We start from the raw sequence: 12,253 nt of genomic DNA on the forward strand, positions 1-12,253 counted from the left end.
GGGGCTCGGCGGGCCGGGGGCGGGGCGCGGGCATGTCCGTCGGGTCCAGGACGGCGGCGGCGAGCGTGAGGGCGCGCAGGCCGTCGGCCAGGGCGTGGTGGAATTTGAAGAGCACCGCGAACGAGGTGCCGTCGTCGCCGGGCAGCACGTGGGCCTCCCACGGCGGCCGCTCGCGCTCCAGGGGGCGCTCCATGAGTCCGCCCGCCACCGCGTGGAAGTCCGTGGTCGGCGCGTGCAGCCGGACGTGGTCGAGGGGGTCGAAGTCCGGGGTGGGCTCGCGGACGGCCCCGCCGAAGGCGGTCGGGAAGGAGGGCGCGCGCGGCCGCCACACGTCCCGGATCCGCATGCGCAGCCCCGGCACGGCGGCGGCGCGGGCCGCGAGCAGGTCTGCCGCGTGGACGCCGGCGGTGGGCGAGTGGGCCGCGAAGACCCCCAGGGCACCGAGGTGCATCGGGTGCTCGGCGGATTCGATGTTCCAGAACGCCAGGTCGAGTGGTGCGAGCTGGTCGGAAGTCATGGCTTGCCTCACGTCGACGAAGTGTGGAAACCAGCAGTCAATCGTCGGCAAGCGATTACGGTCAAGTACGATCAGGCTACACACAGTTAACAGCAGATTAAGTCCCGCCCCTCCGAAAGGGGCGGGACTCATGAGGCACCTGTGGTCATGTCGGCGCAGGTGGCATCACCCGTGCACACACGCCCCACCCGTTCGGGCGCGGGCCATCCGTGCGCGAGCGGGGGTCACTCGCCCGCCGTCACGGCGCCAGGCACCCCGCCGGAGTGGCGCGGGACGCGTCGCGGATCAGGGCCTCGTGCGCGGCCCGCAGCCGCTGGACATCCGGCTTCATGACCGCGCGGTCGTAGGTCAGGAAGCCGTTCAACTCGCCCTCGACATCGGTGATCTGGGTGTAGACGGCACCGTTGCCGCCCCGGCAGACCAGCGCGCGCACCTCGTCGAGCTTCTTGAGGTAGTCGTCGGTGTACGTCGCCGGGTCGACGTCGACGTACGACTGCTGGACGGACCATGCGTGCCCGGGCACCGCGAGGCCCAGGCCGCCGTACTCGCCGCTGACGAGTGCCCGTTCCCCGTCGGGGCGGGGCGGCAGCGCGGGGCTCGGGTAGCCGTGCTCGTCCATGATGTCGCCGGTGCCGCCGTCGGACCCCAGGTTGAGGCCCGACTGGCCGTTGACCAGCCGTGTCGGGTCCCAGGACTTCGCCTGCTCGGCGACGCGGCCCACGTCGTACTGGCCCCAGCCCTCGTTGAAGGTGACCCACATGACGATCGACGGGCTGCTGATGTGCTCGTCGATCATCTCCTTCATCTCGCGCTCGTACTCGGCGCGTGCCGCGGCGGACGGATTCACGCCCGCCTTCATCGCGGGCATGTCCTGCCAGACCAGCAGGCCGAGCCGGTCGGCCCAGTAGAACCAGCGGTCGGGCTCGACCTTGATGTGTTTGCGCACGGCGTTGAAGCCGAGCTTCTTGTGCGCCTTCAGGTCGTACGCGAGGGCCTCGTCGGTGGGTGCGGTGTGCAGGCCGTCGGGCCAGAAGCCCTGGTCGAGCGTGGCCATCATGAAGACCGGTTCGCCGTTGAGGAGGGTGCGCGGGGTGCCGTTCACCTTCTCCACGGAGACGGAGCGCATCCCGAAGTAGCTGCCGACGCGGTCGGCGCCGACGCTCACCTTCAGGTCGTAGAGGAACGGGTCGTCGGGCGACCACAGGTGCGGGTCGCGGATGGTCAGGGTCAGCGGAGTGCCGGTGCGGCCGCTCGCCGTGGCGACCTTGCGCCCGCGGTCGTACGCCGTGGCCGTGACCTGTACGCCGTCGCGCACGCCCTTGGCCTCCACCGTGAGCCGGCCGCTCGCCGCGTCCGGTGTCAGCTTGAGCGAGTCGACGTGATCGGGCGCGACCGGCTCCATCCACACCGTCTGCCAGATGCCGGACGACGGGGTGTACCAGATGCCGCTCGGGTCCAGGCGCTGCTTGCCCATCGGCGGGTTCTCGCCGTTCGCGGCGTCGGTCGGGTCGTATACACCGACGATGAGTTCCTGGGTGCGGCCGGGCTTCAGCGCGTCGGTGACGTCGGCGCTGAACTTGTCGTAGCCGCCCTTGTGGTCGGCGACCTTGGTTCCGTTGACAAGGACCTCGCTCTGCCAGTCGACGGCACCGAAGTTGAGCCGCAGCCGCTTGCCGGAGCCGATCTTCCAGTCACGGGGCACGGTGAAGGTGCGGCGGTACCACATGCGGTCCTCGTGCCGCTGGATGCCGGAGAGCTGGGACTCCACCGGGTACGGGACGAGGATGCGCTCCTTGAGGGTCCTGCCGACGGGAGGCTGCTCGCCCGCCTCGGCCGACGCGAACTGCCAGCGCCCGTTGAGGTTCTTCCAGGCGTCGCGCGTCAGCTTGGGCCGGGGGTACTCCGGGAGGGCGTTGTCCGGTCCGACCTCGTCGGCCCACCGGGTGCGCAGCTCGTACGTGGAGCGGTTGGGGCCGCTGCTCCAGAACTCGTTGACAACGTTGCCGTGGGCGCCCGTGAGACCGCCCCGGCCGTCGTAGCGGAGGTCGGTGGCTCCGCGTGCCGTGCCGGTCCTGTTGCCGACGACGGGTTCCTCGAGGGCGACGAGCAGGGCCTTCGGGTCGGCTGGGTCCGGCCTGGCGGCGCCCAGGGGCCACTCGGCGCCGCCGATCACCGCGGTGAGGTGGTCGGTGAACCCGGCAGGGGGCGCGGCGAGGTCCTGTGCGAAGTCCAGCTTCATCGTGCGGCCGTCGCTCAGGACCGTGGCGGCGACGGCGCCGTCGTAGTCGAAGCCGTCGGGCAGGCGGAACGCGGACTGCGGGACGGGGTGCTTGGTTCCGCCCGGCGGGGTCCAGCGCAGGTGGAAGTTGGAGCCGCCGTAGTGCTCGAAGTACTCGACCTTGATGTCGTAGGCCTTGCCGGCTGTCAACTCGACGGGTGGGGCCGTCTGTTCGCGGTCCCAGTCGTCGACCCAGTGGTCGATGGCGATCTTTCCGTCGATCCAGAGCCGGAAGCCGTTGTCCGCGATGATCGAGAAGGTGTGGGCTCCGGTATTCTCCGGCACGATCTTCCCGGTCCAGCGGACGCTGACGTCGTCCGACCGTCCGGCGGTGGCGGCCAGGCGCGGCTCCAGGTTGTCGAAGTCGAGGTTCGGTTCGAAGCGGGTGGCCTTCAGCTCGTGGAAGTCGAAGGCGCCCGGGGCGGAGTGCGTGTAGTACTCGCCCTTCAGGCCGTGGACCTCGGCGGGGTCGTCGTCCGCGGCGGCGGTCGCGGTCGGTGCGGCGGTGAGTCCCGTGATGCCGAGTGCGACCGCGAGCAGTAGTACAAGCGGTAACGCGAGTCGGTCTCTGAGTCGTCTGATGCGCACGATCCTCCTTGTGGGAGTGAGGACGGGTGGCGGCTCGGTGATCGGTTCTCAGCATTACAACGTTGTAAACAACGGCAGTTGGCATGACAACACGGATTCCGCTCGTCGTCCAGGTCTGGACCGCGTCAGCGTGACCACGGTTCGTGGCCGGCTGCCGGAACACACGCCGGCGCGGAACGCGGGCATGCTTCACCGCGCGTTCCGCGCCGGTCCGTGTGCCCCGCGGGTGCTTCCCGCAGGGCCTCAACGGCCGCTGGATTCAGGAACCCGAGCCTCCTTCATAAGGCGCGTTCCGATCGCCTTGATAGGGCGCGTTCCGATCGCCTTCGCGCGACGCGGCCCGCTGACCGCGCTCACCGCGCCGGCCACGCTCACCGCGCTCACCGTGCTCACCGCGCGCGCCCATGGCCGCGATGGCGCTGGCGGCGATGGCCAGCACGACGGCGATCGCGCCCACGATGACGTTGTTGACCACGGTCTTCGTGGTGTCGACGTCCGCCGAGATCGCCCACGGCGCAATGATCGTCCATACGCCCAGGGCGCAGCCGGCCCACGCCATGCTGTGCGTCCGCTCCCAAGCCCGGCCGAAGCCGCCGCTCATGAGCAGCGCGTAGGCGATACCTACGATCAGGTTGTTGACGGTCAGGGTCGGGAAGGAGATGAACCCGGCGACCCAGGGAGAGATGGCGAGATACACACCCGTGAGCAGGGCCAGCGCTTCGATGGCCTGCCCGGCCACAGTGGACGTGGCGCGCTCCGCCTTCTCATGACGACTTCGCATTTCGAGGATGTCGGGATGGGTCTCCATCGTCGACGTCGACCGGGGAGTGGTGGTCACTCCCATCACCTCCTGGGGCTAACAGCGCTCTTTCAGCACCCGGGTACCCATGAGACGAAAACGCTCAGCATGGGGTGAAATGCCTGCACATGTCAAGATTACCCCCATTTGCCCCTACGGGACCTGCTGTCCCTTGCCCAGCGCGATCACGCCGCTCTCAGAGACCGTGTACAGCTCGGCGTCCCGCTCGGGATTGACGCCGATCGTCGCGCCCGGCGGCACCTGCACGCCCTTGTCGAGGACTGCCCCGCGCACGACCGCGCCCCGCCCGATGTGGACGTTGTCGTGCAGTACCGAGCCCTGTACGACGGCGCCGGGGTCGACCAGGACCCCGGGCGAGAGCACGGACCGCGTCACCTGCCCCCGGATCAGGCAGCCGGCGCTGATGATCGACTCGCTGGCCATGCCGCCCGCGTTGAAACGCGCCGGGGAGAGCTGGTTGGAGTGGGTGTAGATGGGCCAGCTGCGGTTGTAGAGGTTGAAGGCCGGGCGCTCGGCGATGAGGTCCATGTGGGCCTCGTAGTACGCGTCGAGGGTGCCGACGTCGCGCCAGTAGCCCCGGTCGCGGTTGGTCTCGCCGGGCACGTGGTTGGCGCTGAAGTCGTACAGCTGGGCCTCACCGCGGTCGGTGAGCTGGGGCAGGATCGAACCGCCCATGTCGTGCACCGAGTCCTCGTCCTCGGCGTCCCGCTGGAGCGCCTCCACCAGGGCTTTGGTGGTGAAGATGTAGTTGCCCATCGAGGCGAAGACGCACTCGGGGTCGTCCGCCAGGCCCGGCGGGTCGGCGGGCTTCTCCAGGAAACGCTCGACGATCTGCCCGTCCGAGCCGGGCGTGATCACGCCGAACGACGACGACTCGCCACGCGGCACCCGGATGCCCGCGACCGTGACGCCCGCGCCGCCCTCGATGTGCTGCTGCAGCATCTGCCGCGGGTCCATGCGGTAGACGTGGTCGGCACCGAACACCGCGACGTACTCGGGCTGTTCGTCATGGACCAGGTTCAGGGACTGCAGGATGGCGTCCGCGCTGCCCAGGTACCAGCGCGGGCCGAGCCGCTGCTGTGCGGGGACCGGCGTGACGTAGTTGCCGAGCAGGCTCGACATCCGCCACGTCGTGGTGATGTGCCGGTCCAGCGAGTGCGACTTGTACTGCGTCAGCACACAGATCCGCAGGATGTCAGCGTTGACGAGATTGGAGAGTACGAAGTCGACGAGACGGTACGTACCGCCGAAGGTCACCGCGGGTTTCGCACGGTCGGCGGTCAGCGGCATCAGCCGCTTGCCCTCGCCGCCCGCCAGTACGATTCCCAGCACGGAAGGTCCACCGCGTCGCATGCCGCCGCCCCTCTACACCCGTTGTGCCGCTGTGCTCTGATCTGCCCTCTGCCCTCTGCCGACCCCTGTTATCCCTGTTTGAGGACTTCCTCGTACAGGTGAACAGTACGCCGGGCCACCGCGTCCCAGCCGAACTCGCGTACCGCGCGCTCCCGCCCTGCCGCGCCCAGGCGCGCGGCGGTCACCGGGTCCGCGATCACCGTGTCGAGGGCGCGCGCGAGGTGCGCCTCGAAGTCGTCCCCCGTCGGCACGAGCAGACCGGTCACACCGTCCTCGACGACCTCGGGGATGCCCCCGACGCGGGAGGCGACCACGGGCGTCCCGCACGCCATCGCCTCCAGGTTGACGATGCCCAGCGGTTCGTACACCGACGGGCACACGAACACCGCGGCGTGCGTGAGGAGTTGGATGACCTCCGCGCGCGGCAGCATCTGCGGGATCCAGTGCACGCCCTCGCGCACGGCGCTGAGCTCCTGGAAGAGGGCGCGGAACTCCTGGTCGATCTCCGGGGTGTCGGGGGCGCCCGCGCACAGCACCACCTGCGCGGCGGGGTCGATGTCCCGTACCGCGCGCAGGAGGTGGGGCACGCCCTTCTGGCGGGTGATCCGGCCGACGAACAGGACGTAGGGGCGGCCGGTGTCGAGGCCGTACCGGTCGAGGACGTCGGTGCCGTGGTCGGGCTGGTAGAGGGTGGTGTCGATGCCGTTGTGCACGACGCGGACCCGGTCGGGGTCCAGCGTCGGGTAGCAGCTGAGGATGTCCTCGCGCATGGCGCCGGACACGGCGATCACGGCGTCGGCGGCCTCCACGGCGGTGCGCTCGGCCCAGCTGGACAACGCGTATCCGCCGCCGAGTTGCTCGGCCTTCCAGGGGCGCAGCGGCTCCAGCGAGTGGGCGGTCATCACGTGCGGGATGCCGTACAGCAGCTTGCCGAGGTGGCCGGCGAGGTTCGCGTACCAGGTGTGCGAGTGGACGAGTTCGCGGCCTTCCAGCGCGGCCGCGATGGACAGGTCCACGGAGAAGGTGCGCAGCGCGTCGTTGGCGCCGTCGAGCGTGGGCCAGGGGCGGTGGCGGACGACTCCGCCCGCGGCGCCCTCACCCCAGCAGTGCACGTCCAGGTCGGTGAGCGACCTCAACTCCCGGGCGAGGAACTCGACATGGACCCCGGCCCCGCCGTACACGTCTGGCGGGTACTCCCGGGTCAGCAGCCCGACTCGCACCCGAAAACCCCCTGTCTCAGCGGATGGTTCCCACATGGTCACCCAGATGCGCCGGTGGGGGAAGACCGCGATTTTCGGGAGGGCCCCGGGCAGGTCTCGCGTTCAGTGACGGGGTGGGCGCTCGAAGCAGCAGTCGCCGCACAGTCCGCCGCCGGGTACGCGGTAGTAGAGGCAGCAGCTGCGGCGCCGCAGGGTGGCGGGGTCGAGGGTGTCCGACAGGTCGGGGTGCGCGAAGAGGTCCGCGGCCAGCGCGCGGGTCCTGTCCCCCACGTCCGGGCGGCCGTGGGTGCGCGCCCAGCGGTCGAGCTGGCGGACGGCGCCCATGAGCGCGGAGCCCGCGTTGCCCCACAGCAGCCGCTCCGACATGCGGAATCGCTCGCGCAAGGCAGCTGCCAGGGGGAGCAGATGCCCCTCCCGGACGACCTCGCCGATCGCCCCGGCAGGCAGGGCGCGCACCTCGGTCAGCCACAGCTCGTCCGGGGCGCCGGCGTCCGGGTCCCAGCGCAGCAGTCGTGGGTCGAGGTCGGGCACGTGGCCGTACAGGGCGGCGGATCCGAGCGCGACCGCCCACAGCCGGGCCACGAGTCCCTGGTGCGCGACGGACACCGCGACACGCGTCTCGGGCGCGCGGATACCGTCGGCGACTTTCCGGACACGGAAAATCATGGGATCCGCGTAAACCTCGTCACCGCCTCCGTTTTCCCCGGCATGCCGTGCCGTGTACGCGTGGGCGAGGGTGGGCAGCCGGCCGTCCGCCGGTTCTCCCGTGCGTAGTACGAAGAAGCCGCCGAGGACGCGGAGTGCGGTGAGGTCGGGGTCGAGAGCCACGAACAGCAGTAGTACCAAGGCCCTTAGGGGGCTGCACCGGGGGGCGGCGTACGGAGTCGCCCACCTTTGGGATGACGAACGGGCCGTCCTACTCCAACGGCAGTAGGACTCAATGAGTGCTCAGGGACGACGACGCGGGCGCGTTCGCGAGGCATCGTGGTAACCATGGAAGCCGACCGTTCGCCGCGCCGGGCCGAGAGCCCCCGCCGCTCGCAGAGGAGCAGCTCATGAGCGCCCTCGCGTTGTCCGTGTTGCTGTCGTTCGTCTCCGCGGTCGCGTACGCGGGCGGGGCGATCGTGCAGGAGCAGGTCGCGGTGTCCTCCCCCGACAAGCCCTACGCACCGATGCGCAGGGCCGGTTGGTGGGCGGCGGTCGCGCTGAACGGCCTCGGTGGACTGCTGCACGTGATCGCGCTGGCCTACGGACCGCTGAGCCTCGTGCAGCCGCTGGGCGCGCTGACCATCGTGTGCGCGCTGCCGATGGCCGCGCTCTTCGTGGGCCGCAGGGCCGGGGCGACGGCGTGGCGGGGCGCGATCATGGCCACGGTCGGTCTCGCGGGTCTGCTGTCGCTGGTCGGCGCCTCGGATTCGCAGTCCCTCGACAGCACCCAGCGCGTGGCGGTGGCCGTGGCCACCGGCGGTGCGGTGGTGGCGCTGATGGTGGCCGCGCGCGCGGTGCACCGCCACCCGGCGGTCCGGAGCATCCTGCTCGCGGTCGCGGCCGGTGTCGCCTTCGGTATGTCGTCGGTGTTCACGAAGTCGGTCGCGGTGGACTGGACCGGCGGGGTCACCGTCGCCGACGTGCCGACGCTCGCGGTGATAGGCGTCCTCGCGACGGCGGGCATGCTGCTGTCGCAGGCCTCGTACCGGGGCGCCGGGCTCGCCGCGCCGCTCGCCACGCTGACCGTGGTGAACCCGGTGGTGGCGGCCGCGGTGGGCCTCACGATGTTCGGCGAGACGTTCCGCTACGGCACGACCGGTACCGTCCTGGCGCTGGGCTGCGGTGTCGTCGCGGCGGGTGGCCTGATCCTGCTGACCACGGAGCGGCTCGCGAGCACGCGGACCGAGCCGGTGGACGCCACGGCACCCGCAGGGGCTGACGGGGCGCCGGTCGCCGACGTCGCGCCGGTCGGTGTCCCGGCCGGTGCGGACGGGGCGAAGGCCGGTGTCCCCGCCGGTCCGGACCCCGTCGAGGAACTGCTGGCCACGGCGCTGCGAGAGCAGTCTGTCGCCCCGGCCGTCGGAGAGGTCCGGGATGTCCTCATACCGGCCCCCACGCCGGCGCCCCAGGAGGCGGCGTACGACGGACGGGGCGCGTCCGACGACCCGCCGTACTCCTACGGCCCGTTCTACGGCGGCCCGTACGTGCCGGTGCCGCTCGTCGACCGGCACCGTACGCGGGTCAAATCCTGACCTCGCGGCATCGGCGGGCCCGGTTGCCCGGGACGGAGCCGGAGGGCCGGGATCAGACCCGGACCCCGCCGGCCCTGAGATAGGCGACCGGATCGACGTCGCTGCCGAACCCGGGCCCCGTCCGCACCTCGAAGTGCAGATGCGGGCCCGTGCTGTTGCCGGTGGACCCGGAGCGGCCGATGCGCTGGCCGACGCCCACCTTCTGCCCGGACTTCACGGAGATGGCCGACAGATGGGCGTACTGGGTGTAGCGGCCGTCGGCGTGCCGGATGACCACCTGGTAGCCGAACGAGCCGCCCCAGCCCGAGCTGACGACCTCGCCCGCGGCCACCGACTTCACGGTGGTGCCGGTGGCCACGGGGAAGTCGAGTCCCGTGTGGTAGCCCTTCGACCAGGAGGAGCCCGCGGCACGGTAGGGGGTGCCCGTCGAGGCGTCCACGGGGGCGACGAAGGAGGCCGAGGTCTCCTTCTTCTCCGGCTTCTCGGCCGTCTCCTGCTTCCCGGCCGTCTCCGGCTTCTCGGCCTCGGTGGCCTTGCCCTGGCCGGCGGAGGCGCTCTGCGTGGAGGAGTTTCCGCCCGGTGCGTTCGCCCGCAGGTTCAGCCGCTGGCCCGGAACGATCAGGTCCGGGTCGGTGCCGATGGTCTTGCGGTTGGCCTGGTACAGCTTCTGCCAGCCGCCCCGGACCTTGCGGGAGTCGGCGATCTCGGAGAGCGAGTCGCCGCGAACGACGGTGTACATCTCCGCGGTGCCGGCCTGCGACTGGGGTGTCGTCTGCGGGGTGACGTCGCGGATCGTGCGCTTCGGCTTGGCGGCCGGGGCCGAGGCGCCCTGCGGGCTGATGTCCGGCGTGTCCCCGCCCCGGGTGAGGCCCGCGCGCACCGAGCACACCGGCCAGGCGCCGGGGCCCTGCCCCTTGAGGACCTTCTCGGCGATGGCGATCTGCTGGTCCTTGGTGGCCAGGTCGGCGCGGGCCGAGTAGGCCGTGCCGCCGTATGCCTCCCAGGTCGACTGGCTGAACTGCAGCCCGCCGTAGTAGCCGTTGCCGGTGTTGATGCTCCAGTTGTTGGTGGACTCGCAGGCCGCGACCTTGTTCCAGGTGTTCACGTCGGCGGCGTCCGCCACTCCGGTGCCGATGAGGGGGATCGCCATGCCGGCGCCGCCCGCTGTGACCGTGAGTGAGGCCCGGTTGATCCTGTTCGGCTGGTACCGGCGGTGCCGACCGCGTACGGCCATCGAGATGCCCCCTCACATATGCCAGAGGCCGCAAAAGTAAGCGCGGGGAACCGGCCAGGACAAGACGCCAATCAGCCGCCCTGACGCGCCAACTGGCGAATAAGCGACGCGGGTTCGGAAAGCGTTGAGGCAGGAGGGGTCATCTCTGCGTAATCAAACCCGTCGGACCGCGCAGTGCGATCGGCGCCACAGCACGTCAGGATGGCCACAGGAACGATCCGAAGGGCAATACTGACGGCGGAAAACGCCGCCGCTGATATCAGGATCTACCAGCATAAACAGCACAAACAGCACCACCAGCACCACCAGCACCACCGATACCAGGATCCATTGAGGAGCCAACCGTATGAGCACAACAGCCCAGATCGGCGTCACGGGTCTCGCGGTCATGGGGAGCAATCTCGCCCGCAACTTCGCGCGCAACGGCTACACGGTCGCCGTGCACAACCGCACCGCGGCCCGTACGCACGCGCTGGTGAAGGACCACGGGCACGAGGGCGACTTCATCGCGGCCGAGACCGCCAAGGACTTCGTGGCGGCGCTGGAGCGCCCGCGACGCCTGGTCGTCATGGTGAAGGCGGGCGGCCCGACCGACGCGGTGATCGAGGAGTTCGCCCCGCTCCTGGAACCCGGCGACATGATCATCGACGGTGGCAACGCGCACTTCGCCGACACCCGGCGCCGCGAGGCCGCACTGCGCGAACAGGGCATCCACTTCGTGGGCGCGGGCATCTCCGGCGGTGAGGAAGGCGCGCTCAACGGGCCGAGCATCATGCCGGGCGGACCGGCCGAGTCGTACGACTCGCTCGGTCCGATGCTGGAGAAGATCTCCGCGAAGGCGAAGGACGGAGCGCCCTGTGTGACGCACGTCGGGCCCGACGGCGCCGGTCACTTCGTGAAGATGGTGCACAACGGCATCGAGTACGCGGACATGCAGCTGATCGGCGAGGCGTACCAGCTGCTGCGCGACGTCGCGGGCTACACCCCCGCGCAGATCGCCGAGATCTTCCGCACCTGGAACACCGGCCGTCTGGACTCGTACCTGATCGAGATCACGGCCGAGGTACTGGCCCACGTCGACGCCGCCACGGGCAAGCCGTTCGTGGACGTCGTCCAGGACCAGGCCGAGCAGAAGGGCACGGGCCGCTGGACCGTGCAGATCGCGCTGGACCTGGGCGTGCCGGTGTCCGGGATCGCGGAAGCGGTGTTCGCCCGCTCGCTCTCGGGCCACAGCGCGCTGCGCGACGCCTCCCGCGGTCTCGCGGGCCCGAAGCCCACGGCGCTGAGCGCGGCCGAGGCGGGCGCCTTCGCGGACCGGGTGGAGCAGGCGCTGTACGCGTCGAAGATCGTGTCGTACACGCAGGGCTTCCACGAGATCACCGCGGCGACCGAGGAGTACGACTGGAACATCGACCTCGGCAAGGTCGCTTCCATCTGGCGCGGCGGCTGCATCATCCGCGCGGCCTTCCTGGACCGCATCCGTGCCGCGTACGACACCCGGCCCGATCTGCCGAGCCTGCTGTCGGACGACACGTTCGCCCAGGAGATCGCCGCCGCGCAGGACGACTGGCGGGAGGTGCTCGTCGCTGCGACCCGGCAGGGCGTGCCGACGCCGGGCTTCGCGGCGGCGCTCGCGTACTACGACGCGCTGCGTGCGGAGCGGCTGCCCGCCGCGCTGACGCAGGGGCAGCGTGACTACTTCGGGGCGCACACGTATCGGAGGACGGACCGGGAGGGGTCGTTCCACACGATGTGGGGCCAGGACCGGTCGGAGGTCGAGGCGTAGGCGCTCCGCTTCGGTCGCCGGTTTGGGGGTGCGGGTCGCTGTGAGGGGGCGGGGAGTCTCGTGGTTGCTCGCACAGTTCCCCGCGCCCCTGCTGATTCGTGGCCGCGGCCGTCCTGACACTGCGGGTTCGTCGTGGTTGCTCGCGCCCACGCGGCGGAGCCGCAATTTGATACAGCCCCGCGCCCCTGGTGGTCTGGGGCTGAGACCGTCATGAGGG

General features: G+C 70.6%; 10 protein-coding genes. 2 read left to right on the forward strand and 8 right to left on the reverse strand.

Annotated features, from left to right (window positions below; all coding sequences use genetic code 11):
* The 6 genes from FNH08_RS30415 to FNH08_RS30440 all read right to left on the reverse strand — a co-directional run.
* Positions 1-517, reverse strand: a 517-nt coding sequence (locus FNH08_RS30415) for a wax ester/triacylglycerol synthase family O-acyltransferase (RefSeq protein WP_228034452.1), incomplete at its 3' end; no start/stop codon positions are given.
* A gap of 238 nt (positions 518-755) precedes the next feature.
* A complete protein-coding gene (locus FNH08_RS30420) occupies positions 756-3,383 on the reverse strand; it encodes a PA14 domain-containing protein (protein ID WP_322725777.1) in 2,628 nt (875 codons plus the stop codon).
* A 259-nt stretch (positions 3,384-3,642) separates the two neighbouring features.
* Complete coding sequence (locus FNH08_RS30425) at positions 3,643-4,221, reverse strand: SPW repeat protein (RefSeq protein WP_407704482.1); 579 nt, start codon at positions 4,219-4,221, stop codon at positions 3,643-3,645.
* A gap of 114 nt (positions 4,222-4,335) precedes the next feature.
* Positions 4,336-5,556, reverse strand: a complete 1,221-nt coding sequence (gene glgC / locus FNH08_RS30430) for a glucose-1-phosphate adenylyltransferase (protein ID WP_152774740.1) — start codon at positions 5,554-5,556, stop codon at positions 4,336-4,338.
* 68 nt (positions 5,557-5,624) lie between these two features.
* A complete protein-coding gene (gene glgA, locus FNH08_RS30435) occupies positions 5,625-6,776 on the reverse strand; it encodes a glycogen synthase (RefSeq protein WP_322725779.1) in 1,152 nt (383 codons plus the stop codon).
* A 102-nt stretch (positions 6,777-6,878) separates the two neighbouring features.
* Positions 6,879-7,604, reverse strand: a complete 726-nt coding sequence (locus tag FNH08_RS30440) for a (2Fe-2S)-binding protein (protein ID WP_322725780.1) — start codon at positions 7,602-7,604, stop codon at positions 6,879-6,881.
* 227 nt (positions 7,605-7,831) lie between these two features.
* Here FNH08_RS30440 and FNH08_RS30445 point away from each other — a divergent pair, with 227 nt between their 5' ends.
* Positions 7,832-9,016 carry a DMT family transporter gene (locus tag FNH08_RS30445; protein ID WP_152774743.1) on the forward strand — a complete coding sequence of 395 codons (1,185 nt, stop codon included), beginning with the start codon at positions 7,832-7,834 and terminating at the stop codon, positions 9,014-9,016.
* A 52-nt stretch (positions 9,017-9,068) separates the two neighbouring features.
* On the opposite strand, the gene FNH08_RS30450 is transcribed toward FNH08_RS30445, so the two are convergent.
* The gene (locus tag FNH08_RS30450; protein WP_152774744.1) at positions 9,069-10,250 is read right to left on the reverse strand and encodes a transglycosylase family protein; all 1,182 of its coding nucleotides are present in this window, start codon (positions 10,248-10,250) and stop codon (positions 9,069-9,071) included.
* A 153-nt stretch (positions 10,251-10,403) separates the two neighbouring features.
* Positions 10,404-10,565: a hypothetical protein gene (locus FNH08_RS50995; RefSeq protein WP_194238668.1), complete on the reverse strand. Its 162-nt coding sequence runs from the start codon at positions 10,563-10,565 to the stop codon at positions 10,404-10,406.
* Between the two features lie 31 nt (positions 10,566-10,596).
* Here FNH08_RS50995 and gndA point away from each other — a divergent pair, with 31 nt between their 5' ends.
* The gene (gene gndA / locus FNH08_RS30455; RefSeq protein WP_152774745.1) at positions 10,597-12,036 is read left to right on the forward strand and encodes an NADP-dependent phosphogluconate dehydrogenase; all 1,440 of its coding nucleotides are present in this window, start codon (positions 10,597-10,599) and stop codon (positions 12,034-12,036) included.
* The last annotated feature ends 217 nt before the right edge of the window (positions 12,037-12,253 follow it).

The sequence above is a fragment of the Streptomyces spongiae genome (assembly GCF_009377185.1).
Classification (GTDB): Bacteria; Actinomycetota; Actinomycetes; order Streptomycetales; family Streptomycetaceae; genus Streptomyces; species Streptomyces spongiae.

Excerpts from the sequence above, each read along its gene's own strand:
- glgC (WP_152774740.1), bottom strand. The coding sequence starts at position 5,556 with ATGCGACGCGGTGGACCTTCCGTGCTGGGAATCGTACTGGCGGGCGGC.
- FNH08_RS30445 (WP_152774743.1), top strand. The coding sequence starts at position 7,832 with ATGAGCGCCCTCGCGTTGTCCGTGTTGCTGTCGTTCGTCTCCGCGGTC.
- FNH08_RS30450 (WP_152774744.1), bottom strand. The coding sequence starts at position 10,250 with ATGGCCGTACGCGGTCGGCACCGCCGGTACCAGCCGAACAGGATCAAC.
- gndA (WP_152774745.1), top strand. The coding sequence starts at position 10,597 with ATGAGCACAACAGCCCAGATCGGCGTCACGGGTCTCGCGGTCATGGGG.